Origin of the sequence: Citrobacter sp. L55 (genome assembly GCF_002850715.1) — a bacterium.
Classification (GTDB): Bacteria; Pseudomonadota; Gammaproteobacteria; order Enterobacterales; family Enterobacteriaceae; genus Citrobacter; species Citrobacter braakii.
The window spans coordinates 1-26,811 of the sequence record NZ_KZ559412.1; the positions used below are offsets into that span (position 1 = coordinate 1).

25 protein-coding genes are annotated in these 26,811 nt (G+C 51.6%); 17 read left to right on the forward strand and 8 right to left on the reverse strand.

Translation table 11 applies throughout. The features are described 5' to 3' along the window. The first annotated feature begins 506 nt into the window (after positions 1-506). Both B9P82_RS21295 and mdtD read left to right on the forward strand, forming a co-directional pair. Positions 507-1,211: a FadR/GntR family transcriptional regulator gene (locus B9P82_RS21295; RefSeq protein WP_016157828.1), complete on the forward strand. Its 705-nt coding sequence runs from the start codon at positions 507-509 to the stop codon at positions 1,209-1,211. Between the two features lies 1 nt (position 1,212). Continuing rightward, positions 1,213-2,640 carry a multidrug transporter subunit MdtD gene (gene mdtD / locus B9P82_RS21300; RefSeq protein WP_016157827.1) on the forward strand — a complete coding sequence of 476 codons (1,428 nt, stop codon included), beginning with the start codon at positions 1,213-1,215 and terminating at the stop codon, positions 2,638-2,640. Here mdtD and rbsR read toward each other — a convergent pair. The 7 genes from rbsR to kup form a co-directional block, all read right to left on the reverse strand. Beyond that, positions 2,606-3,598: a ribose operon transcriptional repressor RbsR gene (rbsR, locus tag B9P82_RS21305; RefSeq protein ID WP_016155093.1), complete on the reverse strand. Its 993-nt coding sequence runs from the start codon at positions 3,596-3,598 to the stop codon at positions 2,606-2,608. The genes mdtD and rbsR overlap by 35 nt on opposite strands. Positions 3,599-3,601: 3 nt before the next feature. Continuing rightward, a complete protein-coding gene (gene rbsK / locus B9P82_RS21310; protein WP_101700888.1) occupies positions 3,602-4,531 on the reverse strand; it encodes a ribokinase in 930 nt (309 codons plus the stop codon). Positions 4,532-4,672: 141 nt separating this feature from the next. Next, complete coding sequence (gene rbsB / locus B9P82_RS21315; protein WP_003023760.1) at positions 4,673-5,563, reverse strand: ribose ABC transporter substrate-binding protein RbsB; 891 nt, start codon at positions 5,561-5,563, stop codon at positions 4,673-4,675. Between the two features lie 24 nt (positions 5,564-5,587). Continuing rightward, positions 5,588-6,553, reverse strand: a complete 966-nt coding sequence (rbsC, locus tag B9P82_RS21320) for a ribose ABC transporter permease (RefSeq protein WP_003023762.1) — start codon at positions 6,551-6,553, stop codon at positions 5,588-5,590. 5 nt (positions 6,554-6,558) lie between these two features. Beyond that, positions 6,559-8,064, reverse strand: a complete 1,506-nt coding sequence (gene rbsA, locus B9P82_RS21325; RefSeq protein ID WP_003023764.1) for a ribose ABC transporter ATP-binding protein RbsA — start codon at positions 8,062-8,064, stop codon at positions 6,559-6,561. A 7-nt stretch (positions 8,065-8,071) separates the two neighbouring features. Next, the gene (gene rbsD / locus B9P82_RS21330) at positions 8,072-8,491 is read right to left on the reverse strand and encodes a D-ribose pyranase (protein ID WP_016155090.1); all 420 of its coding nucleotides are present in this window, start codon (positions 8,489-8,491) and stop codon (positions 8,072-8,074) included. A 192-nt stretch (positions 8,492-8,683) separates the two neighbouring features. Beyond that, a complete protein-coding gene (gene kup, locus B9P82_RS21335; protein ID WP_101700889.1) occupies positions 8,684-10,552 on the reverse strand; it encodes a low affinity potassium transporter Kup in 1,869 nt (622 codons plus the stop codon). A 330-nt stretch (positions 10,553-10,882) separates the two neighbouring features. On the opposite strand from kup, the gene ravA reads away from it, so the two are divergent. Both ravA and viaA read left to right on the forward strand, forming a co-directional pair. Beyond that, positions 10,883-12,379, forward strand: coding sequence for an ATPase RavA (gene ravA / locus B9P82_RS21340; protein ID WP_016157823.1), 1,497 nt, complete (start codon positions 10,883-10,885; stop codon positions 12,377-12,379). Continuing rightward, positions 12,373-13,824, forward strand: coding sequence for an ATPase RavA stimulator ViaA (gene viaA / locus B9P82_RS21345; protein ID WP_101700890.1), 1,452 nt, complete (start codon positions 12,373-12,375; stop codon positions 13,822-13,824). Before ravA ends, viaA begins: the two co-directional genes overlap by 7 nt. A gap of 3 nt (positions 13,825-13,827) precedes the next feature. Here viaA and asnA read toward each other — a convergent pair whose 3' ends face one another. Next, on the reverse strand, positions 13,828-14,820 hold the full coding sequence (gene asnA, locus B9P82_RS21350; protein WP_016155087.1) for an aspartate--ammonia ligase: 993 nt from the start codon (positions 14,818-14,820) through the stop codon (positions 13,828-13,830). Positions 14,821-14,971: 151 nt separating this feature from the next. On the opposite strand from asnA, the gene asnC reads away from it, so the two are divergent. The 13 genes from asnC to B9P82_RS21415 all read left to right on the forward strand — a co-directional run bounded on the left by asnC (position 14,972) and on the right by B9P82_RS21415 (position 26,456). Continuing rightward, on the forward strand, positions 14,972-15,430 hold the full coding sequence (gene asnC, locus B9P82_RS21355; RefSeq protein WP_003023780.1) for a transcriptional regulator AsnC: 459 nt from the start codon (positions 14,972-14,974) through the stop codon (positions 15,428-15,430). An 88-nt stretch (positions 15,431-15,518) separates the two neighbouring features. Beyond that, positions 15,519-15,968, forward strand: a complete 450-nt coding sequence (mioC, locus tag B9P82_RS21360) for an FMN-binding protein MioC (RefSeq protein ID WP_101700891.1) — start codon at positions 15,519-15,521, stop codon at positions 15,966-15,968. A 372-nt stretch (positions 15,969-16,340) separates the two neighbouring features. Next, positions 16,341-18,230, forward strand: a complete 1,890-nt coding sequence (mnmG, locus tag B9P82_RS21365) for a tRNA uridine-5-carboxymethylaminomethyl(34) synthesis enzyme MnmG (RefSeq protein ID WP_016155085.1) — start codon at positions 16,341-16,343, stop codon at positions 18,228-18,230. A 103-nt stretch (positions 18,231-18,333) separates the two neighbouring features. Beyond that, a complete protein-coding gene (gene rsmG, locus B9P82_RS21370) occupies positions 18,334-18,957 on the forward strand; it encodes a 16S rRNA (guanine(527)-N(7))-methyltransferase RsmG (RefSeq protein ID WP_049282857.1) in 624 nt (207 codons plus the stop codon). Positions 18,958-19,571: 614 nt separating this feature from the next. Then, complete coding sequence (gene atpI / locus B9P82_RS21375) at positions 19,572-19,952, forward strand: F0F1 ATP synthase subunit I (protein ID WP_003023790.1); 381 nt, start codon at positions 19,572-19,574, stop codon at positions 19,950-19,952. Positions 19,953-19,959: 7 nt separating this feature from the next. Next, positions 19,960-20,775 carry a F0F1 ATP synthase subunit A gene (atpB, locus tag B9P82_RS21380; RefSeq protein ID WP_003023792.1) on the forward strand — a complete coding sequence of 272 codons (816 nt, stop codon included), beginning with the start codon at positions 19,960-19,962 and terminating at the stop codon, positions 20,773-20,775. 46 nt (positions 20,776-20,821) lie between these two features. After that, positions 20,822-21,061, forward strand: a complete 240-nt coding sequence (gene atpE, locus B9P82_RS21385) for a F0F1 ATP synthase subunit C (RefSeq protein WP_003023794.1) — start codon at positions 20,822-20,824, stop codon at positions 21,059-21,061. 59 nt (positions 21,062-21,120) lie between these two features. Further along, positions 21,121-21,591: a F0F1 ATP synthase subunit B gene (gene atpF, locus B9P82_RS21390; RefSeq protein ID WP_003827022.1), complete on the forward strand. Its 471-nt coding sequence runs from the start codon at positions 21,121-21,123 to the stop codon at positions 21,589-21,591. 14 nt (positions 21,592-21,605) lie between these two features. Then, a complete protein-coding gene (atpH, locus tag B9P82_RS21395; RefSeq protein ID WP_006687767.1) occupies positions 21,606-22,139 on the forward strand; it encodes a F0F1 ATP synthase subunit delta in 534 nt (177 codons plus the stop codon). A gap of 12 nt (positions 22,140-22,151) precedes the next feature. Continuing rightward, positions 22,152-23,693, forward strand: a complete 1,542-nt coding sequence (atpA, locus tag B9P82_RS21400) for a F0F1 ATP synthase subunit alpha (protein ID WP_003023802.1) — start codon at positions 22,152-22,154, stop codon at positions 23,691-23,693. Positions 23,694-23,743: 50 nt separating this feature from the next. Beyond that, a complete protein-coding gene (gene atpG / locus B9P82_RS21405; RefSeq protein ID WP_016155083.1) occupies positions 23,744-24,607 on the forward strand; it encodes a F0F1 ATP synthase subunit gamma in 864 nt (287 codons plus the stop codon). Between the two features lie 26 nt (positions 24,608-24,633). Further along, entirely contained in the window at positions 24,634-26,016 is a 1,383-nt protein-coding gene (gene atpD / locus B9P82_RS21410) for a F0F1 ATP synthase subunit beta (protein ID WP_003023806.1), read from the forward strand. Between the two features lie 20 nt (positions 26,017-26,036). Then, on the forward strand, positions 26,037-26,456 hold the full coding sequence (locus tag B9P82_RS21415) for a F0F1 ATP synthase subunit epsilon (protein ID WP_003023809.1): 420 nt from the start codon (positions 26,037-26,039) through the stop codon (positions 26,454-26,456). Positions 26,457-26,811: the final 355 nt, after the last annotated feature.

Sequence of the window (26,811 nt, forward strand, 5' to 3'; positions counted from 1 at the left end):
GTTAGGCCTGCCGCCAGCGTTCAATCTGAGCCATGATCAAACTCTTCAATTTAAGTTTGATGCTCGTGAATTAAACTTCGTAATGAATTACGTGTTCACTCAGAGACTTGGTATTCATTTTTCGTCTTGCGACGTTAAGAATCCGTATCTTCGAGTGCCCACACAGATTGTCTGATAAATTGTTAAAGAGCAGTGCCGCTTCGCTTTTTCTCAGCGGCGCGGGGTGTGCATATTACGCCATCCCGCTGCAGAGTCAAGCGTTTATTTTCGCTTTTCTCCGCTGACCCGGCGGTATGTAATCCGTTGTTCCGTGTCAGTGGAGGCGCATTATAGGGAGTTATTTCAGGCTGACAAGGGGAAATTTAAAATAACTTTCCGAGTGCGTGTTTTTTCAGCAAAACCACCATTAACATGCCATAAAATAAGCAAATTGCCGTTTTTGCAGCCGCAATAACACTTCCAGGTGGCATACTAATGAATAAGAAATAAAGTAAGGAAAACCATTCATGCCGTTAAATGCCCAACAGCTAGCCGCACAGAAAAACCTGTCCTACGTTCTGGCCGAAAAGCTGGCTCAGCGAATATTAAAAGGTGAATACGCACCGGGCGCTATATTGCCTGGCGAAATAGAGCTGGGCGATCAGTTTGGCGTGAGTCGTACCGCGGTAAGAGAAGCGGTAAAGACGTTAACGGCAAAAGGTATGGTATTACCGCGCCCGCGTATTGGTACACGCGTCATGCCGCAGGCAAACTGGAACTTCCTCGACCAGGAGCTGCTCACCTGGTGGATGACAGAAGATAATTTCTCTCAGGTCATTAAACATTTTCTGGTGATGCGTATCAGCCTGGAGCCTCAGGCGTGTTTACTGGCGGCGACTATAGGTACGGCAGAACAGAAAGCGCATCTCAACACGCTGATGGAAGAAATGGTCGAGCTGAAAAGAAACTTCAGACGCGAGCGTTGGATTGAGGTTGATATCGCCTGGCATGAACACATCTATGAAATGAGTGCGAACCCGTTCCTTATCTCCTTCGCGTCACTCTTCCATTCCGTTTACCAGACCTACTTTACCTCTATTACCTATAACGACGTGGTCAAGCTGGATTTACACCAGGCCATTGTCGACGCAATAGATGAGAGCGATGGCGATCGCGCCTTCGCTGCCTGTCAGGCATTGCTGATAGCACCGAACGTGCTACCGGATAAATAATATGTCAGAAAAGAAATCACGCAGTATGGCCGGGCTACCGTGGATAGCAGCCATGGCCTTTTTTATGCAGGCACTAGACGCCACGATCCTCAATACCGCCTTACCCGCAATAGCACACAGCCTTAACCGCTCTCCGCTCGCCATGCAGTCAGCCATTATCAGTTACACCCTGACGGTCGCGATGCTGATCCCGGTGAGTGGATGGCTGGCAGACAGGTTTGGTACCCGGCGCGTCTTTATGATAGCTGTTAGCCTGTTTACGCTGGGTTCGCTGGCCTGTGCGCTGTCCAGCTCCCTAAGCGAACTGGTGATTTTCCGCATCATTCAGGGCATTGGCGGCGCTATGATGATGCCCGTTGCCCGTCTGGCATTATTGCGTGCTTACCCCCGCAGCGAACTGCTTCCCGTGCTTAACTTCGTAACCATGCCTGGACTTGTGGGGCCGATTTTAGGTCCGGTATTGGGCGGTGTACTGGTCACGTGGGCCAGTTGGCACTGGATCTTCCTGATTAATATTCCAATTGGGGTTGCCGGTATCTTCTATGCCCGCAAATATATGCCGAACTTCACCACGCCGCGCCGCGGTTTTGATATGACCGGTTTCTTTCTGTTTGGTTTGAGCCTGGTGTTGTTTTCCAGCGGGGTAGAGCTGTTCGGTGAGAAGCTTGTCGAGACCTGGATAGCGCTCAGCATTATTCTTGCCAGCATTCTGTTACTGCTCGCCTACATTCGCCACGCGCGTCGTCACCCAACGCCGCTAATATCGCTTCCTATATTTAAGACCCGAACTTTTTCCGTCGGGATCGCCGGAAACCTTGCCACTCGTCTGGGTACAGGGTGCGTGCCCTTCTTAATGCCGCTGATGTTGCAGGTAGGCTTTGGATACCCGGCGCTGATAGCCGGTTGCATGATGGCGCCAACGGCGCTGGGATCAATACTGGCGAAATCAATGGTGACGCAGGTGCTGCGCCGGCTCGGCTACAGAACCACACTGGTGGGTGTTACGGTATTTATCGGCCTGATGATTGCGCAGTTCGCATTGCAATCTCCCGCCATGCCGGTCTGGATGTTGATCCTGCCGTTGTTCATTTTGGGTATGGCGATGTCCACCCAGTTTACCTCCATGAATACCATCACTCTGGCGGACCTGACCGATGAAAACGCCAGCAGCGGCAACAGTGTGCTGGCCGTTACTCAGCAGTTATCAATCAGTTTAGGGGTCGCCATCAGCGCTGCCGTTCTGCGTATCTATGAAGGTATGGAAGGAACCAATACGGTCGAGCAGTTCCACTACACCTTTATGACGATGGGCGCTATCACGGTAGTGTCTGCGCTGATGTTCATGCTGCTAAAAGCAAAAGATGGACGTAATCTGATTAAAGAGCGACATAATCCTAAACCGACCCCCGCTCCATCAAAACAGGAGTAAGTTGCAGGCGCTGTTGCTGTAATGCGGGCTGCGCCATCCGGTGGATTAATACATCGATGGCCAGTTCGCCCAGTTCATCTTTTGGTTGATGGATGGTCGTCAGCGGCGGCGTCATATAGCGCGCCAGCTCGATATCATCATAACCCACCACCGCCATATCCTGCGGAATGCGCAATCCCGATTGGTACAGAGCCTGATACGCGCCAACCGCCATGGCATCATTGCCGGTAAAAACGGCCTGCGGTCGCTGTTTATGCGACAGCAACGTTTGCATAGCTTCAAAGCCGCCGCCGAACTCAAAGTCACCGGTAATCTCGTAACCTTCCGGGACCGGCAACCCCGCCCGCTTCATTGCCGCCCGATATCCTTCCAGACGTAAACGCGCTGGAGTTTTATCCAGCGGCCCGGTGATGCAGGCAATGCGCGTAAAACCTTTTTCGATAAGATGTTGAGTGGCTAAATCCCCGCCCAACAGGGAGTTATCCTGGATCAGATCGCTTTCACCATCAAAAGGCGACCAGTCCATCATGACGGTCGGTATAGAAGGATAGCGTTGCATGATCTCCCTGGAAGGTTGATGTGTTTCCGTGCAGAGCAGCAGCAAGCCGTCCACCCGTTTTTGCATTAACGTTTCCAGATTACGGTTCATGCGCTGTTCATCACCTTCAGTGTTGCACAGCACCAGGCTGTAGCCGCGTTCAAAACAACTACGTTCAACGCCGCGCACCAGCTCGGAATAAAAGGGGTTGGTACTGGCAGTGATTAACATGCCAATAGTGTGGGTCTGGTTTAACTTGAGACTACGCGCCAGCGCTGAGGGCGCGTAGTTAAGCTCTTTAATCGCCGCTTCAACTTTGTCAGTGACAGACTCACTGACAAAGCGATCTTTATTAATGACGTGAGAAACCGTCGACGTGGAAACCCCCGCCAGGCGGGCGACGTCCTTCATTGTAGCCAAGCGTTACCTCTGTTGACTTAAAAACGCTTCTATTTCTTCGCGCCATGGAACGGAAGGCTGTGCGCCCTTACGGGTGACCGCAATCGCCGCAGCGGCATGTGCAAATCGGATCGCTTCAGGCAGCGGGGTCTCTTCCAGTAACGCTGTAATTAACGCGCCGTTAAAGGTATCCCCAGCAGCGATGGTATCAACGGCGTCCACTTTAAACCCTGGCACACGCTGACCTTCACCATTTACGCTGGCCCACACCCCGCGACAGCCTAAGGTAATCAGTACAGTATGGATCCCCTTCGCGTGCAATGCCTGCGCAGCTTTGGCCGCGTCTTCATCGTTTTCAACCCGGATCCCCGTGAGCTTTTCAGCCTCGGTTTCATTCGGGGTAATAATATCCACCAGCGCCAGCAGTTCGTCAGAAAGTTCACGTGCCGGGGCCGGGTTAAGGGCTACCGTGGTCTTATTTTGATGTGCAATCTTTGCCGCAGCCAGTACGCTTTCGATCGGCGACTCTAACTGCATCAGTAAGGCAGACGCCTGGGCAATACGCTCATGCTGAGCTTCCACCAGCGCAGGCGAAAGTGCCGCGTTCGCACCAGCATGAATGCCGATGACGTTCTCACCTTCACCATTCACAAAAATCAACGCCACACCGGTCGACTCCCCCGAAATTACGCTAATCGGCCCAATATCGATATTATCTTTAGCTAACTGTTTACGAACACTTTCGCCAATATCATCATCACCCGTACAGGCAATAAATGCGATATTCGCGCCACTACGCCCCGCTGCAACAGCCTGATTCGCGCCTTTACCACCAAATGCGACCTGATAATGGTTACCGGTTACGGTTTCACCAGGTGTCGGGAAAGAGTTAAGGTTGAGGATGTGATCGGCATTGATACTGCCAAGAACAACGAGGTTGCCTGCGGTTTTCATATTTGGTGTTCCAAGTCAAAGTGCGCCACCGGATTAGGGTGGCGCGTGCCCTGCTTTTCTTTTTACGCCTTCATCCCCAAAACCCGATACGGGGATGGCGTCTTTATGTCTCCATCAGGCCGCGAGCGACCTGAATCGGTATTACTGCTTGATGACCAGCTTCAGGTCAACCGGATATTTAGCCTGAACCTTCTCGCCTTTCAGGACTTTATCCGCAGTCTCAACGCCTTTCGCGCCGATCTGATCCGGCAGTTGAGCAATGGTCGCAGCCAGTTTGCCATCATTTACTGCTTTTTCGCCATCTGGAGTACCGTCAAATCCAACCACCATCACATCAGATTTACCCGCAGTTTGCAGTGCGCGCAGCGCACCCAACGCCATTTCATCGTTCTGGGCAAATACGGCCTGCACGTCAGGATGCGCGGTAAGCAGGTTCTGCATGACGTTCAGACCTTTGGTGCGGTCGAAGTCGGCCGGCTGGCTGGCCAGTACGTTAAATTTGTGTGCCGCAACAGCCTGCTGGAAACCTTCGCCACGCTCACGCGCCGCTGAAGTACCGGCAATACCCTGCAGTTCGATAACTTTCGCGCCTTCACCCGCTTTCTTCGCGATGTAATCGCCCGCAATCTTGCCGCCCAGCACGTTATCAGATGCAATATGGCTTACCACTTCGCCTTTGGACGCAACGCGGTCCAGGGTGATAACCGGAATTTTCGCCTGGTTAGCCATCTTCACAGCGTTACCAACAGCATCGGAGTCTGTCGGGTTAATCAGCAGAATTTTAGTTCCACGAACCGTTAAATCCTGAACGTTAGCCAGCTCTTTCGCCGGGTTGTTCTGTGAGTCCAGAATCACCAGGTTGTAGCCCAGCTTATCGGCCTCTTTTTGCGCCCCGTCCTTCAAAGAAACAAAGAACGGATTGTTAAGGGTGGAGACCACCAGCGCAATGGTATCTTTCGCCATCGCATTCGCGCTCACGGTGGCGCTCAGCGCAACAGCAGAAACCAGGGTAGCCAGTTTTTTCATGTTCATATTTAAGATGTCCTGTAATCGTTGTTACTGCTTTTTGTTGTCTACCAGTACCGCCAGCAAAATCACCACCGCTTTGACGATCATCTGGTAATAGGAGGATACACCTAACAAATTCAAACCATTATTGAGGAAACCAAGAATCAATGCGCCGATCAGCGTCCCAACAATACGTCCTTTACCACCCGCCAGGCTGGTACCACCTAACACCACCGCGGCGATAGCATCCAGCTCATAGCCAGTACCTGCCGTCGGTTGCGCCGAGGAGAGGCGCGCTACTTCAATGATGCCCGCCAGCGATGCCAGCAGACCACACAGGGAATAAACGATAATTTTGATTTTACTTACGCTGATACCGGACAGGCGCGTTGCCGCTTCGTTACCGCCCAGCGCATAGATATAACGACCCAGACGAGTGTGGTGCAGCATGTACCACGCCGCGAGGAAGACAATCCCCATAATCCACACAGGCGTAGGGACGCCTAACGGACGACCAATACCAAACCAGCCAAACAGATCGGCATTGTCAGTAAACCCGGTATTAACCGGACTGCCGTTGGTGTATACCATGGTTACACCACGCAGCAGCAGCATCATCACCAGGGTCGCGATAAACGCCTGTACCCGGCCTTTCGCGACAATCACCCCGGTTACCGCGCCAATAGCAGCACCGAGCGCCAGGGCCGCAGCGACAGCCACCAGCGCATTGACTTCAATCCCTACAATGGAAGCCGCAACCGCACCGGTAAGCGCCAGCAAAGAACCGACAGACAGATCGATCCCCGACGTCAGGATAACCAGCGTCATGCCAACGGCCATGATGGCGTTCACCGACGTTTGCTGGAGAATGTTGAACAGGTTATTAACGGTAAAAAAGTTAGGGCTCATGGTGGAAACAATCGCGATCAGCACTAACAGAGCGATGAGCGACTTTTGCTCCAGAAGCCATGCTTTAGTGAAATAACGGCGACCAGAAACAGCCTGGGTAGTCATCTTTTTTACTCCTGATTCACGCGATTAAGCTTGCCCACAGCGGCAGCCATTAATACTTCCTGAGTGGCCTGCTCGCGAGTGAACTCACCGCCGAGATGCCCTTCATGCATAACGATAATTCGATCGCTCATGCCTAATACTTCTGGCATCTCAGAGGAGACCAGAATGATGCTCAGCCCATCGGCCTTAAACTGGTTGATAAGCTGATAGATTTCTTTCTTAGCCCCAACGTCAACGCCGCGCGTTGGTTCATCGAGGATCAGGACTTTTGGTCGGGTCATCAGACCGCGCGCAATCGCCACTTTCTGCTGATTACCACCAGAAAGCAGGCCGATAGCCTGTTCCATCGATGGCGTTTTAACATTGAACAGACGAATAAAATCACCTACCGCCTGCTGCTCGTCTTTATGTTTAAGGCTTCCACCAGCGCGACTGAAATAACGCAGCGCGGTTAGTGACATGTTCTCTTTCACCGACATGCCCAGCACTAAACCATCGCGTTTACGGTCTTCAGAAATATAGACGATGCCGTTAGCCAACCCATCCTGCGGCGAACGGGTGACCACTTCATGGCCATCAAGCGTGACGTAACCGCTGGTGCGCGGCAATGCGCCGTACAACACTTTCATCAGCTCGGTACGTCCGGCACCCATCAGCCCCGATACGCCAAGGATCTCGCCTTTACGCAGCGTGAATGAAACATCGTTTACGCCAGGGCCGCACAGGTTATCGACCTTCAGGCGAATATCACCCGGCGCTTTTTCCAGGCGCGGGTATTGATCTTCCAGCTTACGTCCCACCATCATTTCAATCAGCGAGTCTTCGGTCAGCGAGGCGACTTCACGCTCGGCAATAAACTGCCCGTCGCGAAAAACGGTCACGTCGTCGCAAATCTCGAAGATCTCTTTCATGCGGTGAGAAATATAGACAATGCCGCGTCCCTGAGATTTCAGTTCGCGAATGACGCGGAACAGGGATTCGGTTTCGGTATCGGTGAGCGCATCCGTCGGTTCATCCATAATGATGACCTTCGATTCAAAGCTCAGCACTTTGGCAATTTCAACCATCTGCTGATCGCCAATCGACAGTTCACCGACCAGTCTGTCGCTTTTAAAGCGCAGATTCAGTTTGGCAAGCAGCAAATCGGCTTCGGCGTACATCTTCTTCCAGTCAATTTTGCCAAAGCGATTAACGAACTCACGGCCAAGAAAAATGTTCTCGGCGATAGTGAGTTGCGGGATCAAATTCAGCTCCTGGTGGATGATACCGATTCCGGCTTCCTGGGAGGATTTAGGGCCGTTAAAGGTGGTCTCTTTTCCCAACCACAATAAAGAACCGGCATCACGGGTATAGATCCCGGTCAGCACTTTCATCATGGTGGATTTGCCCGCGCCGTTTTCGCCCACCAGCGCCATTACGCGGCCTGGGTAGACATTCAGCGCGGCGCCGGATAGCGCTTTTACGCCCGGGAACGCTTTATCGATCCCTTTGAGTTGCAGTAATGCGTTCATGATGGCCTCAGAACGTGACGCCAGCACAGAGAATGATATTCGCATACGGAGAACACTCTCCGCTGCGAATTACCGCCTGACTGTCTGCGGTTTGTTTTTTGAATTGTTCATGCGTGGTGTAACGAATTTCTATGGTGTTTCCCTGGTGTTGTTGCAGTTGCTCAATGTGGCTGAGCAACGTTTCGTGGAGTTGCGGATTATGTTGTTTAATTTCCGTCGCGAGAATGGCCGCCTCGACCTGCATTTCACGTGTCACCACATCCAGTACCTGCATAAAAGAAGGTACGCCCTGGGTTAATGCCATATCGATACGCGTTGTGCTATTCGGGATGGGTAAACCTGCATCACACACCACCAGCGTATCGGTATGCCCCAGACGGGAGATCACCGATGAAATTTCAGAGTTGAGTACCGTGCCTTTCTTCATTTTCTTTCCCCACTAGCGAAACGTTTCGCTGAAGATAAGTGTAGAGCGAAGAGTGGAGATAAAACCACCGCGAAGTTATGAAAATGTGATCGTCATCGAAACGTTTCGCAAGGATTATCATTCGATGAAATGAAAACTGGGAGGGACAAAACAAAACGCCCCCTTTCGCGATGAAAGAGGGCGTCGATGAGATTAAATCTCGACCTGAGTACCGAGCTCAATAACCCGGTTCGGTGGGATTTCAAACTGGTCCGGGGCGCGCAGCGCATTGCGTTGTAGTAGCAGATACAGCTTGCCGCGCAGACGCAGATACCATGGTCGTTTGCCAACAATCAACGACTCGTGCGACATGAAGAACGAGGTTTCCATCATCCGACAGCTTAAGCCTTCCAGACCGCAGCGATGGAACACTTCTTCAACGTTCGGCGTTTCGCGCCAACCGTAGCTGGCCACCACGCGCCAGAAGGTGGGCGATAACTGCTCAATCTGCACCCTACGCACATTGTGAACATATGGCGCATCTTCCGTGCGCAGCGTCAGCAGAATAACGCGTTCATGCAGGACCTTGTTATGTTTGAGGTTATGCAGTAGCGCAAACGGGATGACGTTCAATGCACGAGACATGTACACCGCCGTTCCCGGCACGCGTACCGGTGGTGATTTCTCCAGAGAGGCAATCATCGCCTCCAGAGAGTTGCCGTGCTCATGCATGCAACGCAGCAGACGGAAACGCTCGCTTTTCCAGGTGGTCATGATGGTGAACATCACCAGACCCAGCGTCAGAGGCAGCCAACCGCCGGAAATCAGTTTATCGAGGTTCGCGGAGAACAGCGGAACATCGACGCACAAGAACGCCACCAGGATCAGGAAGACGAAGTATTTATTCCAGTGCCAGTTTTTGCGCGCCACGGTGGTCGACAGAATTGAGGTCAGCACCATCGTCCCCGTCACCGCAATCCCGTACGCCGCAGCCAGATTGCTGGAGTGTTCAAAGCTCACAATCACAATAACCACTGCGAAATAGAGCATCCAGTTAACGAAAGGAATGTAGATCTGGCCCGATTCCATTTCCGAGGTATGGATGATACGCATCGGCGATAAATACCCCAGACGCACGGCCTGACGCGTCAGTGAGAAGACGCCGGAGATAACCGCCTGTGAAGCGATAACCGTTGCCAGCGCGGCGAGGATCAGGAGCGGTATCAACGCCCAGTCCGGCGCCAGCAGGAAGAACGGGTTTTTAATCGCTTCAGGATGCTTTAACAGCAACGCCCCCTGACCAAAATAGTTCAGTACCAGCGAAGGCAATACCACGGAGAACCATGCCAGGCGAATCGGCAACTTACCGAAGTGGCCCATATCCGCATACAGCGCTTCAACACCGGTAATCGACAACACCACCGCACCCAGCGCAATAAAGGACAACGTTTTGAATTCGAGGAAGAAATGCACCGCCCAATACGGATTGAGCGCCTGCAGCACTTCCGGATTGCCAATAATACTGCGCACGCCTAACACTGCCAGCGTCAGGAACCACAACAGCATAATCGGCGCAAACAGCTTACCGACCATGCCGGTACCGTGTTTTTGAATCAAAAACAGCAGGGTCAGTACGATTATCGAGAGCGGAACAATCCAGGTATCCAGTTGCGGGGCAATGATCTCCAGACCTTCAATCGCCGACATCACCGAGATAGCAGGCGTTATCACCACTTCTCCATAGAAGAAGCTGCCGCCAATCAACCCCATAATCACCAGCATGGAGGTTGTTCGTGCTGAAGTATTACGCCCGGCCAATGACATCAGCGTCAGGATCCCGCCTTCTCCGGCGTTATCCGCGCGCATGACAAACGTCAGGTATTTAATGGAGACAACAAAGATCAGCAGCCAGAAAATCAGCGAGAGAAAGCCAAATACGGCATCACGTTCAACGCCAAAACCAAACTGGCCGGACAAACATTCACGAAGCGTATAAAGTGGGCTGGTACCAATATCACCGTAGACAACCCCAATGGCCGCAAGGGTAATCGCAGACAATGATTGTTTATTATCAGTGCTCATAGACTCGTCTTTCGTTTATACACATCATCTTTCAAGCTACCTCCGCGTGAGCTGCATTCGTTATTCCCCCCATCCCAGAAGAAAACTCCATTGCCGCCTTGGTGCAGCTTGATTGATTTGGTGTATATATAAGAAATGTGTGCGTCGTCCCTTGGCCCACAAAAAGGCGCACAGTATGCACGATTAATCGCAAAATCGTACCCCTAAATGAGACCAGATTAATCTGGCTCAAAGAAAAATAAGCGCACCTTCAGTCTATTACTGCACTGGTGTGAAGCATCTATACTCGCTGTTTATGCAGTACATTTGGCGAAAGGACGCCACTTCATTATGGCTCACCCACATTTATTAGCGGAAAGAATTTCCCGTCTGAGCAATGCGCTGGAAAAGGGACTTTATGAACGTAGCCACGCCATTCGTCTGTGTCTGCTGGCTGCACTTAGCGGCGAGAGCGTTTTCTTATTAGGTCCTCCCGGGATCGCTAAAAGCTTAATTGCCCGCAGACTGAAATTTGCCTTTCAAAATGCTCGCGCCTTCGAATATCTGATGACGCGCTTCTCTACGCCGGAAGAGGTTTTCGGCCCGCTGTCCATTCAGGCGTTAAAAGACGAAGGTCGCTATGAACGCTTAACGGCAGGCTATCTCCCTGAAGCTGAAATCGTCTTTCTCGATGAAATCTGGAAGGCGGGACCGGCGATTCTTAACACCCTGCTGACCGCCATCAACGAACGCCACTTCCGCAACGGCGCGCATGAAGAGAAAATCCCGATGCGCCTGCTGGTGGCAGCCTCCAACGAACTGCCTGAAGCAGACAGCAGCCTGGAAGCGCTGTATGACCGTATGCTGATTCGTCTTTGGCTGGATAAAGTCCAGGACAAGGCCAACTTCCGCTCGATGCTGTTAAGTCAGCAGGATGAAAGCGACAATCCGGTCCCGGCATCGTTACAGGTAACGGATGAAGAGTATTACCAGTGGCAAAAGGACATTGGCGCCATCACGCTTCCCGATCGCGTGTTTGAGCTTATTTTCATGCTGCGCCAGCAACTGGACACGCTACCGAATGCCCCCTACGTGTCCGATCGTCGCTGGAAAAAAGCCATTCGCTTGCTCCAGGCCAGCGCCTTCTTTAGCGGACGAGATGCGGTAGTTCCCATCGACCTGATCCTGCTGAAAGATTGCCTGTGGTACGACGCACAAAGCCTGAATCTGATGCAGCAGCAGCTGGAAATATTGATGACCGGACACGCATGGCAACAGCAAGCCATGCTGACCCGTCTGGGCAGTATTGTGCAGCGCCGCATTCAGCTCCAGCAGCAGCAAAGCGATAAAACAGCATTCACCGTGATCCGTCAGGGCGGCATGTTCAGCCGTCGTCCTCATTATGATTTACCGCCGGAGGCCACGTCTTCCGTCGTGACATTACTACTGCAAAAACCCTTAAAGCTGCATGATATGGAAGTAATCCATATTGCTTTCGAACGTAGTGCGCTGGAACTGTGGTTAACCAAAGGCGGTGAGATCCGCGGAAAATTAAACGGCATCGGTTTTGCCCAGACGCTGAACATGGAAGTGGATAGCGCGCAGCACCTGGTTGTACGCGACATCAGCTTACAAGGCTCTCGCCTGGCATTGCCCGGTACATCACAAGAGAGTATGCCCGCTGAAATAAAACAGGAGCTTGAAGCGCTCGATAACGAGTGGCATCAGCAGCACAGCGCATTTAGCGAGCAGCAAAAATGTCTGTTTATTCATAGCGACTGGTTAGGCCGCATTGAGGCCAGTCTGCAGGATGTCGGGGCACAAATCCGCCAGGCGCAACAATGCTGACCCTTGATACGCTCAACATCATGCTGGCAGTCAGTGAAGAAGCGATGATCGAAGAGATGATCGTCGCCCTGCTGGCTTCTCCAAAGATGGTGGTATTTTTTAACAAATTCCCTCGCCTTAAAAAAGCGATCACTGACGATATTCCCCGCTGGCGTGAATCTTTGCGTAGCCGCCTCAAAGATACCCATGTACCGCCGGAGTTAGCGGAAGAGGTTATATGCTATCAACAAAGCCAGCTCCTCTCTCATGCGCAGTTTATCGTCCAGCTACCGCAAATATTGTCGCTATTGCACCACCTCCATTCGCCATGGGCCGGACAAGCGCAGCAACTGGTCAATGACAACAGCGCGTTTACGCCTGCCCTACATACGCTTTTTCTCCAGCGCTGGCGCCTGAGCCTGGTGGTGCAAACCACAACGCTGAATCAGCAACTGCTGGAAGAAGAGCGCGAGCATTTGCTCAGTGAAGTACAGGAACGGATGACCCTCAGCGGGCAACTGGAACCCGTACTGGCAGAAAATGACAACGCCGCAGGCCGGTTGTGGGATATGAGCGCAGGTCAAATCAAGCGCGGTGATTATCAGTTGATGGTGAAATATGGCGAATTCCTGACGCAACAACCTGAACTCCAGCGTCTGGCTGAGCAGTTAGGCCGTTCCAGAGAAGCGAAATCCATACCGCGTAAAGATGCGCCAATGGAAACCTTCCGCACCCTGGTGCGCGAACCGGCAACCGTCCCGGAGCAAGTAGATGGCATCCAGCAAAGCGACGATATCCTGCGCCTGCTGCCGCCGGAACTGGCCACGCTGGGCATTACCGAACTGGAATACGAGTTCTACCGACGACTGGTGGAAAAGCAGTTGTTGACCTATCGCCTGCACGGCGAAGCATGGCGTGAGAAAGTCACGGAACGCCCCGTGGTGCATCAGGATTTTGACGAGCAACCGCGCGGACCTTTTATCGTCTGCGTTGATACTTCGGGATCGATGGGTGGGTTTAATGAGCAGTGTGCGAAAGCCTTTTGCCTGGCGCTAATGCGCGTCGCCCTTGCCGATAACCGACGCTGTTTCATCATGCTGTTTTCAACAGAAGTAGTGCGCTATGAGCTATCCGGCCCGGAGGGCATCGAACAGGCGATCCGTTTTTTAAGTCAGCGCTTTCGCGGTGGTACCGATATTGCCAGCTGTTTTCGCGCCATTACTGAGCGCATGCAGGGTCGGGAATGGTTTGATGCTGATGCGGTGGTGATCTCAGATTTTATCGCACAGCGATTGCCCGATGAGGTTGTCAGCAAAGTGGAGGAATTACAGCGGGTGCACCAGCACCGTTTTCACGCGGTGGCGATGTCAGCACATGGTAAACCCGGCATCATGCGCATTTTCGATCATATCTGGCGCTTTGATACCGGGATGCGAAGCCGCCTGCTCAGACGCTGGCGGCGTTAATTCTTACAACAGAGAGGCGACGCTTTCACGTACCTGTGCCGGCCATACGCCACACTGAACCTGACCAATGTGTGGTAATTGCAGCAACAGCATGGTCAGACGCGACTGCCCAATTCCTCCACCAATCGTCTGTGGCATTTCACCGCGCAGCAGCGCCTGGTGCCATTCCAGACTCAGACGATCTTCATCTCCGGTCAGAGACAGCTGATGTTTCAGAGCGTCAGCATCCACACGGATCCCCATAGAAGACAGCTCAAACGCATCCTCCAGTACCGGGTTCCAGACCAAAATATCACCGTTCAGACCGGCGTGACCCAACTCGGATGCTGAACTCCAGTCATCATAATCCGGCGCACGTACATCATGGCGGTGACCGTCGCTGAGCTTGCCGCCGATCCCCACCAGGAATACCGCGCCCAGTTCTTTAGCAATCGCACGTTCACGACCTTTTGCGTCAAGACCAGGATAACGAGATAACAGTTCCTGGCTATGAACAAAGTGGATCTGCTCTGGCAGGAACGGTGCCAGACCAAACTCTTTGCTCACCGCAGCTTCGGTAGCCTTAATTCCCGCCCAGATAGCCTCTACCGTGCTTTTCAGAGTGGAGAATTGACGCTCGCCGTCGCCCATCACGCGCTCCCAGTCCCACTGGTCAACATACACTGAGTGCAGCGGGGAAAGGCGATCTTCATCGGGACGCAGGGCCTTCATATGCGTGTACAGCCCTTCGCCTGCGCTAAAGTCGTGTTGTCCTAATGTTTGACGCTTCCACTTCGCCAGTGAATGAACCACTTCGAATTGAGCGTCTGGCAATGCTTTAACCTTCACCTGCACCGCTTTTTCACAGCCCGACAAGTTATCTTGCGTGCCATCTCCTACGCGGCTGAGGATCGGAGCCTGAACTTCGATCAGACCTAAACGCTCTTCCAGCTGACGAGAAAAATGAGATTTTACGAAGCTAATTTGACGTTGTTTGGCAATGTAAGCGGTTTTCATTATGTGTACTCCTGTGTCCTGTTGCCTATGATTAAGCAACAGAATGTAGGTAATATTCAATAATCAACAAACAAAAAGCCGACTTCGATTTTGATTCGTTAAAATTAACGTCTAAAATAGAGGGAATCATTAATCTACATAAGAAAAACCTATGGAAAATTATCAGATCGACAATCTGGACCGCGGCATTCTTGACGCCCTGATGGAAAATGCCCGAACGGCCTATGCCGAATTGGCCAAACAGTTCGGCGTGAGCCCGGGGACAATTCACGTTCGCGTAGAGAAGATGAAGCAGGCCGGGATTATTACCGGCGCGCGGATTGATGTTAGTCCCAAACAGTTGGGCTATGACGTCGGTTGCTTTATCGGCATCATCCTGAAAAGTGCGAAAGACTATCCGTCAGCGTTGGCCAGACTGGAAAGCCTCGATGAGGTGACCGAAGCGTATTACACCACCGGGCACTACAGCATCTTTATAAAGGTGATGTGCAAGTCGATCGACGCGTTACAGCAGGTACTTATCAACAAGATCCAAACAATTGATGAAATTCAGTCCACGGAGACCCTGATCGTCCTGCAAAACCCGATCATGCGTACCATCAAGCCATGATCGCTTTTTTTAATCCCCTATTTTTCCACAGGTAGATCCCAGCTCGCTCACAGCGTACAATACGCCCTCTTTATAAAGGTGGGCGATCATGGCAGAAATCACTCTTATCAGCGGCAGCACGCTTGGCAGTGCGGAATATGTAGCAGAGCATCTGGCTGAAAAACTGGACGACGCGGGTTTTTCCAGCGAAATACTGCATGGGCCAATGCTTGAAGAGGTCCCGACTGATGGGATCTGGCTGATTATTAGCTCCACGCACGGTGCGGGAGACATTCCTGACAACCTGCAGCCTTTATATGATGCCTTATGCGAGCAAAAACCGGACCTTTCACAAGTGCACTTTGGTGCAATCGGGATCGGCAGTCGTGAATATGACACCTTTTGCGGCGCAATCGACAAGCTGGAAGCCGAACTGAAAGCCTGCGGGGCAAAACAGATCGGCGAAACGCTCAGGATCAACGTACTGGAACATGAAATTCCGGAAGATCCGGCTGAAATTTGGCTGGGATCCTGGCATCCATTGCTCAGATATTTGTAAAGATCGTACTTTTTTATGTGGATAACTCTGGTTAAAAGCTTGGATCAACCGGTAGTTATCCCAAGAACAACCGTTGTTCAGTTTTTGAGTTGTGTATAACCCTTCATTCTGCTCCCAGCTTATACGGGCCAGGATCACCGATCATTCACAGCTAATGATCCTCAACAACCTGTTGATCTTATTCAAAGGATCGCCCTTATCCACAGAAAGTTGCGATCCTAATAAGAGATCACAATAAAACAGATCTCTAAATAAAAAGATCTTCTTTTTAATACCCAGGATCCCAGGGCTTTCTCGATCGACTAAAGTTGAGTAGAATCCACGGCCCGGGCTTCAATCCACTTTCACACCGCGTTATGCGAGGCAATTACCATGTTTTATCAGGATCCTTTTGACGTCATCATCATTGGCGGGGGTCATGCAGGCACCGAGGCCGCAATGGCCGCGGCGCGAATGGGTCAACAGACTCTGCTTTTGACACACAATATCGACACTCTGGGACAGATGAGCTGCAACCCGGCGATCGGCGGTATTGGGAAGGGACACCTGGTAAAAGAAGTGGATGCGCTTGGTGGGTTGATGGCAAAAGCGATCGACCATGCAGGTATCCAGTTTAGGATACTAAACGCCAGCAAAGGGCCAGCCGTTCGTGCTACCCGAGCTCAGGCCGACCGTGTGCTCTATCGCCAGGCTGTACGCACCGCACTCGAGAATCAACCCAATCTGATGATCTTCCAACAGGCAGTTGAAGATCTGATTGTTGAAAACGATCGTGTTGTGGGTGCAGTGACCCAAATGGGACTGAAGTTCCGTGCCAAAGCGGTTGTGTTAACCGTAGGGACTTTTCTTGACGGCAAAATTCATATTGGTCTGGACAACTACAGCGGCGGCCGTGCTGGCGATCCGCCGTCTATCCCGCTGTCACGCCGTCTGCGTGAACTGCCGTTACGCGTCAGCCGCCTGAAAACCGGTACGCCGCCGCGTATCGATGCACGCACTATTGATTTCAGCGTGCTCGGCCAACAAAACAGCGATAACCCGATGCCGGTCTTCTCATTCTTGGGCGATGCTTCTCAACATCCGCGTCAGATGCCGTGTTACATCACGCATACCAATGAGAGAACCCATGACGTGATCCGCAATAACCTCGATCGTAGCCCGATGTACGCAGGCGTGATCGAAGGTATCGGTCCGCGCTACTGCCCGTCGATCGAAGACAAAGTGATGCGCTTTGCCGATCGTAATCAGCATCAGATCTTCCTCGAGCCGGAAGGACTGACGTCTAACGAAATTTATCCGAATGGTATCTCCACCAGCTTGCCGTTCGATGTGCAGATGCAAATTGTCCGCTCCATGCAGGGAATGGAAAATGCCAGAATCGTCCGTCCTGGCTACGCGATTGAGTATGATTTCTTCGATCCGCGCGACCTGAAACCCACTCTGGAAAGTAAATTCATCCAGGGTCTGTTCTTTGCGGGCCAGATTAACGGTACTACCGGTTACGAAGAAGCTGCCGCGCAAGGGATGCTGGCGGGTCTGAACGCCGCGCGCTTGTCTGCTGAGAAAGACGGCTGGGCGCCGCGTCGCGATCAGGCTTATCTTGGTGTACTGGTGGACGATCTGTGTACGCTTGGCACCAAAGAACCGTACCGCATGTTCACCTCACGCGCAGAATACCGTTTGATGCTGCGCGAAGATAACGCCGACCTGCGTCTGACCGAAATTGGTCGTGAACTGGGTCTGGTGGACGACGAGCGCTGGGCTCGTTTCAACGAGAAGCTGGAGCGTATCGAACAGGAACGTCAGCGTCTCAAATCAACCTGGGTAAATCCGTTAGCGGAATCTGCAGCAGAAGTGAATGCTCACCTGGCTACGCCTTTGTCACGTGAAGCCAGCGGTGAAGATCTTCTGCGCCGCCCGGATATGACCTATGCTCAGTTGACCTCTTTATCTGCGTTCGCACCAGCGCTCGACGATGCTCAGGCCGCGGAACAGGTTGAGATTCAGGTGAAATACGAAGGGTATATCGCCCGTCAGCAGGAAGAAATCGAAAGACAACAGCGTAATGAGAACACCCTGTTGCCTGCAACGCTGGATTATCGTCAGGTCTCAGGCTTGTCGAATGAAGTTATCGCCAAGCTGAACGATCACAAACCGGTATCGATCGGCCAGGCATCGCGTATTTCTGGCGTAACGCCTGCCGCCATTTCCATTCTGCTGGTATGGTTGAAGAAACAAGGTATGCTGCGCCGCAGCGCTTGATAACACTATTTTGGCGGCGGGCGCTTCGCCTGCCCGCCCTACAAATTTGTAGTCCCGATAAGCTATAGCGCATCGGGAAATTGATTATGAACAGGTAACGACCGTGCTCAACAAACTCTCTCGTCTGCTGGCTGATGCTGGTATTTCTCTTACCGATCACCAGAAAAATCAGCTGATTGCGTATGTCGATATGCTGCACAAATGGAACAAAGCGTACAACTTGACGTCGGTACGGGATCCCAACGAAATGCTGGTGCGCCATATTCTGGACAGTATTGTCGTCGCGCCGTATCTGAAGGGGGAGCGTTTTATCGACGTGGGTACGGGACCGGGCCTGCCGGGTATTCCTCTCTCTATCGTGCGCCCAGAAGCGCATTTCACACTGCTGGATAGTCTGGGAAAACGCGTCCGTTTCTTGCGTCAGGTGCAGCATGAGCTTGCGCTTACTAACATCACTCCTGTGCAAAGTCGCGTTGAAGAATTCCCTTCAGAGCCGCCGTTCGATGGGGTCATTAGCCGTGCGTTCGCGTCGCTTACTGATATGGTGAGTTGGTGCCATCATTTGCCTGGCCTGGATGGGCGTTTTTATGCGCTAAAAGGGCAGTTGCCAGAAGATGAAATTGCTACGTTGCCTGCGGAATTCAGCGTCGAGTCGGTCGAAAAATTACGCGTTCCGCAACTGGATGGTGAACGTCATCTGGTGGTTATTAAGCCAAACAAAATTTAATTTTTATCAAAAAAAATAGAAAAAAAACGGCTATTCAGGTGTTAAAAGCCATAGGGAATAGTGTGGTTAAATGTCGTTACAATTCACTAGCGCCTTACGGTTTTGCATCATAACTATAACGTACCGTTTTTTGTTAAAAGCGAAACAAGTCAGCTGTGAAAATATCAGTCTGCTAAAAATAGAACGTAAGAACCACCCGTTGTGTTAATTTTTTATTATAAATGTCAATGCGTGGTTTTTTTGTTGTTAGCTGTTGTTTTTGAAAAAGTGGCTATTTTTACGCTTAAATATCAAAAAGATGAAAAGGCATCATTTGCCACGTAAATAAATTATGCGAAGGTGAATATGTTCAATATGTGATCTGGTGCACGCTTTGCCGCCAGTATTTACGCGGCATTTGCAGTTTTGCATGATCGTTCACAGTTTGCTTAAAAGTGATAAATGTGGGGTAGCGAAAAATATTTAAACATTTATTCACTTTTTAGCTACTTATTGTTTGAAATCACGAAGGCGCACCGTATAATTTGACCGCTTTTTGATGCTTGACTCTAAGCCATAAAGAACGTTTTATACGACACGCGGCATACCTCGAAGGGAGCAGGAGTAAAAACGTGATGTCTATGTCGCTCTTGAGTCGAAACGTTGCTCGTAAGCTTTTGCTCACACAGTTTCTGGCGGTAATAGCAAGTGGATTGCTGTTTAGCCTCAAAGACCCTTTCTGGGGCATCTCCGCATTGTGCGGTGGATTGGCAGTGTTGCTGCCTAATGTGTTGTTTATGATATTTGCCTGGCGTCACCAGGCGCATACACCAGCTAAAGGCCGAGTAGCCTGGACGTTCGCCTTCGGCGAAGCCTTCAAGGTGTTAGCTATGCTGGTTTTGCTGGTGGTGGCGTTGGCTGTTTTGAAAGCGGTATTCATGCCGCTGATCGTTACGTGGGTTTTGGTGCTGGTGGTTCAGATACTGGCGCCGGCTGTAATTAACAACAAAGGGTAAAGGCATCATGGCTTCAGAAAATATGACGCCGCAGGATTACATAGGACACCATCTGAATAACCTTCAGTTGGACCTACGTACATTCTCGCTGGTGGATCCGCACAACCCCCCAGCCACCTTCTGGACGCTCAATATTGACTCCATTTTCTTCTCGGTGGTTCTGGGTCTGTTGTTCCTGCTTATGTTCCGTAGCGTAGCTAAAAAGGCGACCAGCGGCGTACCAGGTAAATTTCAGACCGCGATTGAGCTGGTAATCGGCTTTGTGCATGGTAGCGTGAAAGACATGTACCATGGCAAAAGCAAGCTGATTGCTCCGCTGGCCCTGACGATTTTCGTCTGGGTATTCCTGATGAACTTGATGGATTTACTGCCTATCGACCTGCTGCCGTACATCGGTGAGCATATCTTTGGCCTGCCGGCTCTGCGTGTGGTTCCGTCTGCTGACGTAAACATCACCCTGTCGATGGCGCTGGGCGTATTTATCCTCATTCTGTTCTACAGCATCAAAATGAAAGGCATCGGCGGCTTCGCGAAAGAGTTGACGCTGCAGCCGTTCAATCACTGGGCGTTCATCCCTGTCAACTTAATCCTTGAAGGGGTAAGCCTGCTGTCCAAACCAATTTCTCTTGGTCTGCGACTGTTCGGCAACATGTATGCCGGTGAGCTGATTTTCATTCTGATTGCTGGTCTGTTGCCGTGGTGGTCACAGTGGATCCTGAATGTGCCATGGGCCATTTTCCACATACTGATTATCACGCTGCAAGCCTTCATATTTATGGTTCTGACGATTGTCTATCTGTCGATGGCATCTGAAGAGCATTAATTTACCAACACTACTACGTTTTAACTGAAACAAACTGGAGACTGTCATGGAAAACCTGAATATGGATCTGCTGTACATTGCTGCCGCTGTGATGATGGGTCTGGCGGCAATCGGTGCTGCGATCGGTATCGGCATCCTCGGGGGTAAATTCCTGGAAGGCGCAGCGCGTCAACCGGATCTGATTCCTCTGCTGCGTACTCAGTTCTTTATCGTTATGGGTCTGGTGGATGCAATCCCAATGATCGCTGTAGGTCTGGGTCTGTACGTGATGTTTGCTGTCGCGTAGTAAGCGTTGCTTGAATTAAGAGCAATATCAGAACGTTAACTAGATAGAGGCATTGTGCTGTGAATCTTAACGCAACAATCCTCGGCCAGGCCATCGCGTTTGTCCTGTTCGTTCTGTTCTGCATGAAGTACGTATGGCCGCCTTTAATGGCTGCCATCGAAAAACGTCAAAAAGAAATTGCTGACGGCCTTGCTTCTGCAGAACGAGCACATAAGGATCTTGACCTTGCAAAGGCCAGCGCGACCGACCAGCTGAAAAAAGCGAAAGCGGAAGCTCAGGTAATCATCGAGCAGGCGAACAAACGCCGTGCTCAGATCCTGGACGAAGCTAAAACTGAAGCAGAGCAGGAACGTACTAAAATCGTGGCACAGGCGCAGGCGGAAATTGACGCCGAGCGTAAACGTGCTCGCGAAGAGCTGCGTAAGCAAGTTGCTATCCTGGCTGTTGCTGGCGCCGAGAAGATCATCGAACGTTCCGTGGATGAAGCTGCTAATAGCGACATCGTGGACAAACTTGTCGCTGAACTGTAAGGAGGGAGGGGCTGATGTCTGAATTTATTACGGTAGCTCGCCCCTACGCCAAAGCAGCTTTTGACTTTGCCGTTGAGCACCAAAGCGTTGACCGTTGGCAGGATATGCTGACGTTTGCCGCTGAGGTGACGAAAAACGAACAAATGGCAGAGCTTCTCTCTGGCGCGCTGGCGCCGGAAACGCTCGCTGAGTCGTTTATCGCCGTGTGCGGTGAGCAGCTGGACGAAAGCGGCCAAAACCTGATTAGGGTAATGGCTGAAAATAACCGTCTGAATGCGCTCCCGGATGTTCTTGAGCAGTTTATTCATCTGCGTGCAGCCAGTGAGGCTATCTCTGAGGTAGAAGTCACTTCTGCCAATGCACTGAGTGATGAACAGCTTACGAAGATTAGTGCAGCGATGGAAAAACGTCTGTCACGCAAAGTTAAGCTGAATTGCAAAATCGATAAGTCTGTAATGGCTGGCGTAATCATCCGAGCGGGTGATATGGTCATTGATGGCAGCGTACGCGGCCGTCTTGAGCGCCTTGCAGACGTCTTGCAGTCTTAAGGGGACTGGAGCATGCAACTGAATTCCACCGAAATCAGCGAACTGATCAAGCAGCGCATTGCTCAGTTCAATGTTGTGAGCGAAGCTCACAACGAAGGTACTATTGTTTCTGTAAGTGACGGTGTTATCCGCATTCACGGCCTGGCCGATTGTATGCAGGGTGAGATGATTTCCCTGCCGGGTAACCGTTACGCTATCGCACTGAACCTGGAGCGCGACTCCGTAGGTGCCGTTGTGATGGGTCCATACGCTGACCTCGCCGAAGGCATGAAGGTTAAGTGTACGGGTCGTATTCTGGAAGTTCCGGTTGGCCGTGGCCTGCTGGGTCGTGTGGTGAATACTCTGGGTTCCCCAATTGACGGTAAAGGTCCGGTTGATAACGATGGCTTCTCGCCAATCGAAGTTATCGCACCAGGCGTAATCGAACGTCAGTCCGTCGACCAGCCAGTACAGACAGGTTATAAATCTGTTGATGCCATGATCCCAATCGGTCGTGGCCAGCGTGAGCTGATCATCGGTGACCGTCAGACAGGTAAAACTGCGATGGCAATCGATGCCATCATCAACCAGCGTGATTCCGGTATCAAATGTGTGTACGTGGCTATCGGCCAGAAAGCGTCCACCATTTCTAACGTGGTTCGTAAACTGGAAGAACACGGCGCACTGTCCAACACCATCGTTGTTGTGGCGACCGCGTCTGAATCTGCTGCTCTGCAATACCTGGCGCCATATGCCGGTTGCGCAATGGGCGAATACTTCCGTGACCGCGGTGAAGACGCGCTGATCGTTTACGATGACCTGTCTAAACAGGCTGTTGCTTACCGTCAGGTTTCCCTGCTGCTCCGTCGTCCACCAGGACGTGAAGCATTCCCGGGCGACGTATTTTACCTCCACTCCCGTCTGCTGGAGCGCGCATCCCGCGTAAACGCGGAATACGTTGAGAAGTTCACCAATGGTGAAGTTAAAGGTAAAACCGGCTCCCTGACCGCTCTGCCGATTATCGAAACCCAGGCGGGTGACGTTTCTGCGTTCGTTCCGACCAACGTAATTTCCATTACAGATGGTCAGATCTTCCTGGAAACCAACCTGTTCAACTCCGGTATTCGTCCGGCAGTTAACCCGGGTATCTCTGTATCTCGTGTAGGTGGCGCAGCGCAGACCAAGATCATCAAGAAACTGTCCGGTGGTATTCGTACCGCACTGGCGCAGTATCGTGAATTGGCAGCGTTTTCTCAGTTCGCTTCCGACCTGGATGAAGCTACTCGTAAGCAGCTGAGCCACGGTCAGAAAGTAACTGAACTGCTGAAGCAGAAACAGTATGCCCCAATGTCTGTAGCACAGCAGGGTGTGGTGCTGTTTGCGGCTGAACGCGGTTACCTCGAAGATGTGGAACTGGCGAAAATCGGTAGCTTCGAAGCCGCTCTGCTGGCTTACGTTGACCGTGACCACGCTCCGCTGATGCAAGAGATCAACCAGTCCGGTGGCTATAACGATGAAATCGAAGGCAAGCTGAAAGCTATCCTCGATTCCTTCAAGGCAACCCAGTCCTGGTAACGTCTGGCGGTCTGCTTTAGGGCGGACCGCAAGGCATTGAGGAGAAGCTCATGGCCGGCGCAAAAGAGATACGTAGTAAGATCGCAAGCGTCCAGAACACGCAGAAGATCACTAAAGCGATGGAGATGGTCGCCGCTTCCAAAATGCGTAAATCGCAGGATCGCATGGCGGCCAGCCGTCCTTATGCAGAGACCATGCGCAAAGTGATTGGTCACCTTGCGAATGGTAATCTGGAATATAAGCACCCTTACCTGGAAGAACGCGACGTTAAGCGCGTGGGCTACCTGGTGGTGTCGACCGACCGTGGTCTGTGCGGTGGCTTGAACATTAACCTGTTCAAAAAGCTGCTGGCGGATATGAAAGCATGGTCCGATAAAGGCGTTCAGTGCGATATCGCAATGATCGGCTCTAAGGGCGTGTCTTTCTTTAACTCCGTTGGCGGTAATGTGATTGCTCAGGTAACCGGTATGGGGGATAACCCTTCCCTGTCCGAACTGATCGGTCCGGTTAAAGTGATGCTGCAGGCCTACGATGAAGGTCGTCTGGACAGACTGTACGTTGTCAGCAACAAATTTATTAACACCATGTCTCAGACGCCAACCATCACCCAACTGCTGCCTCTGCCGGCATCAGATGATGATGAATTGAAGCGTAAATCCTGGGATTACCTGTATGAGCCAGACCCGAAAGCGCTGCTGGATACCCTGCTGCGTCGTTATGTCGAGTCTCAGGTTTATCAGGGCGTGGTAGAAAACCTGGCCAGCGAGCAGGCCGCACGTATGGTGGCGATGAAAGCCGCGACCGACAATGGCGGCAGCCTGATTAAAGAGCTGCAGTTGGTATACAACAAAGCTCGTCAGGCCAGCATTACTCAGGAACTCACCGAAATCGTCGGTGGTGCATCCGCGGTATAACCAGGTTAATTCGTAGAGGATTCAAGATGGCTACTGGAAAAATTGTCCAGGTAATCGGCGCCGTGGTTGACGTCGAATTCCCTCAGGATGCCGTACCGCGCGTGTACGATGCTCTTGAGGTTATGAATGGTAAAGAGAGCCTGGTGCTGGAAGTTCAGCAGCAGCTCGGCGGCGGTATCGTACGTACCATCGCCATGGGTTCTTCCGACGGTCTGCGTCGTGGTCTGGAAGTTAAAGATCTCGAGCACCCGATCGAAGTCCCGGTAGGTAAAGCAACTCTGGGTCGTATCATGAACGTCCTGGGTCACCCGATCGACATGAAAGGCGATATCGGTGAAGAAGAGCGTTGGGCTATCCACCGCGCGGCACCTTCCTATGAAGAGCTGTCCAGCTCTCAGGAACTGCTGGAAACCGGCATCAAAGTTATCGACCTGATGTGTCCGTTCGCTAAGGGCGGTAAAGTTGGTCTGTTCGGTGGTGCGGGTGTAGGTAAAACCGTAAACATGATGGAGCTGATCCGTAACATCGCGATCGAACACTCCGGTTACTCCGTGTTTGCGGGCGTGGGTGAACGTACTCGTGAGGGTAACGACTTCTACCACGAAATGACCGACTCCAACGTTCTGGACAAAGTATCCCTGGTATATGGCCAGATGAACGAGCCGCCGGGAAACCGTCTGCGCGTTGCTCTGACCGGTCTGACCATGGCAGAGAAGTTCCGTGACGAAGGTCGTGACGTTCTGCTGTTCGTTGATAACATCTATCGTTACACCCTGGCCGGTACAGAAGTATCCGCACTGCTGGGTCGTATGCCATCAGCGGTAGGCTATCAGCCGACTCTGGCGGAAGAGATGGGTGTTCTTCAGGAACGTATCACCTCTACCAAAACCGGTTCTATCACCTCCGTTCAGGCGGTATACGTACCTGCGGATGACTTGACTGACCCATCCCCAGCAACCACCTTTGCTCACTTAGATGCAACCGTGGTACTGAGCCGTCAGATCGCATCTCTGGGTATCTACCCGGCAGTTGACCCGCTGGACTCCACCAGCCGTCAGCTGGATCCGCTGGTTGTTGGTCAGGAACACTACGACACCGCGCGTGGCGTACAGTCTCTGCTGCAGCGTTATCAGGAACTGAAAGACATCATCGCCATCCTGGGTATGGATGAACTGTCTGAAGAAGACAAGCTGGTGGTAGCACGCGCACGTAAAATTCAGCGCTTCCTGTCCCAGCCGTTCTTCGTTGCGGAAGTATTCACCGGTTCTCCAGGTAAATACGTATCCCTGAAAGACACCATCCGTGGCTTTAAAGGCATCATGGAAGGCGAATACGACCACCTGCCAGAGCAGGCGTTCTACATGGTTGGTTCTATCGACGAAGCCGTGGAAAAAGCCAAAAAACTTTAACGCCTTAATCGGAGGGTGATATGGCAATGACTTACCACCTGGACGTCGTCAGCGCAGAGCAGCAAATGTTCTCTGGTCTGGTCGAAAAAATCCAGGTAACGGGTAGTGAAGGTGAACTGGGTATTTTCCCGGGTCACGCACCGCTGCTCACCGCCATTAAGCCTGGTATGATCCGCATCGTTAAACAGTTCGGTCATGAAGAGTTTATCTATCTGTCTGGCGGCATTCTCGAAGTGCAGCCTGGCAGCGTGACCGTTCTGGCTGATACCGCGATTCGCGGACAGGATCTCGATGAAGCGAGAGCCCTGGAAGCGAAGCGTAAGGCTGAAGAGCACATTAAGAGCTCTCATGGTGACGTGGATTACGCTCAGGCATCTGCGGAACTGGCCAAAGCGATCGCGAAACTGCGCGTTATCGAGTTGACCAAAAAAGCGATGTAACACCGGCTTGAAAAGCACAAAAGCCAGTCTGGTTGCCAGGCTGGCTTTTTTTATGGTTTTGTTTCAGTGAAAGTGGAACTAAAAAGCTGTTTTATTATTTTGTGATTTGTGTCACAAAAATATTGATCGGTTAAAAAATGAGGCGTAGACTCTTTTTTGTGTGATGTGTGTCACATAATTAACTCAGATAAAAACAGGATACCAACATGAAACTGATTAATAAAATCATCGCCCTTTTCAGCAGCATGGAAGTTTAGTCTTCCCGACATGCTCTGTGGCGCGATGCTTCATACGGTTATCAGCACGCGCCAGCTGTTATTAAATCCCACTCCTCCGCTTTATCGTTTGTCCTCTT

Coding starts and splice junctions, on each gene's coding strand:
- atpI (WP_003023790.1), top strand. CDS start 19,572: ATGTCTATGTCGCTCTTGAGTCGAAACGTTGCTCGTAAGCTTTTGCTC.
- atpD (WP_003023806.1), top strand. CDS start 24,634: ATGGCTACTGGAAAAATTGTCCAGGTAATCGGCGCCGTGGTTGACGTC.
- atpA (WP_003023802.1), top strand. CDS start 22,152: ATGCAACTGAATTCCACCGAAATCAGCGAACTGATCAAGCAGCGCATT.
- rbsK (WP_101700888.1), bottom strand. CDS start 4,531: ATGAAAACCGCAGGCAACCTCGTTGTTCTTGGCAGTATCAATGCCGAT.
- rbsD (WP_016155090.1), bottom strand. CDS start 8,491: ATGAAGAAAGGCACGGTACTCAACTCTGAAATTTCATCGGTGATCTCC.
- ravA (WP_016157823.1), top strand. CDS start 10,883: ATGGCTCACCCACATTTATTAGCGGAAAGAATTTCCCGTCTGAGCAAT.
- asnA (WP_016155087.1), bottom strand. CDS start 14,820: ATGAAAACCGCTTACATTGCCAAACAACGTCAAATTAGCTTCGTAAAA.
- mnmG (WP_016155085.1), top strand. CDS start 16,341: ATGTTTTATCAGGATCCTTTTGACGTCATCATCATTGGCGGGGGTCAT.
- B9P82_RS21295 (WP_016157828.1), top strand. CDS start 507: ATGCCGTTAAATGCCCAACAGCTAGCCGCACAGAAAAACCTGTCCTAC.
- atpG (WP_016155083.1), top strand. CDS start 23,744: ATGGCCGGCGCAAAAGAGATACGTAGTAAGATCGCAAGCGTCCAGAAC.
- rbsB (WP_003023760.1), bottom strand. CDS start 5,563: ATGAACATGAAAAAACTGGCTACCCTGGTTTCTGCTGTTGCGCTGAGC.
- kup (WP_101700889.1), bottom strand. CDS start 10,552: ATGAGCACTGATAATAAACAATCATTGTCTGCGATTACCCTTGCGGCC.
- rbsA (WP_003023764.1), bottom strand. CDS start 8,064: ATGAACGCATTACTGCAACTCAAAGGGATCGATAAAGCGTTCCCGGGC.
- viaA (WP_101700890.1), top strand. CDS start 12,373: ATGCTGACCCTTGATACGCTCAACATCATGCTGGCAGTCAGTGAAGAA.
- atpH (WP_006687767.1), top strand. CDS start 21,606: ATGTCTGAATTTATTACGGTAGCTCGCCCCTACGCCAAAGCAGCTTTT.
- B9P82_RS21415 (WP_003023809.1), top strand. CDS start 26,037: ATGGCAATGACTTACCACCTGGACGTCGTCAGCGCAGAGCAGCAAATG.
- mdtD (WP_016157827.1), top strand. CDS start 1,213: ATGTCAGAAAAGAAATCACGCAGTATGGCCGGGCTACCGTGGATAGCA.
- atpB (WP_003023792.1), top strand. CDS start 19,960: ATGGCTTCAGAAAATATGACGCCGCAGGATTACATAGGACACCATCTG.
- rbsC (WP_003023762.1), bottom strand. CDS start 6,553: ATGACTACCCAGGCTGTTTCTGGTCGCCGTTATTTCACTAAAGCATGG.
- mioC (WP_101700891.1), top strand. CDS start 15,519: ATGGCAGAAATCACTCTTATCAGCGGCAGCACGCTTGGCAGTGCGGAA.
- atpE (WP_003023794.1), top strand. CDS start 20,822: ATGGAAAACCTGAATATGGATCTGCTGTACATTGCTGCCGCTGTGATG.
- asnC (WP_003023780.1), top strand. CDS start 14,972: ATGGAAAATTATCAGATCGACAATCTGGACCGCGGCATTCTTGACGCC.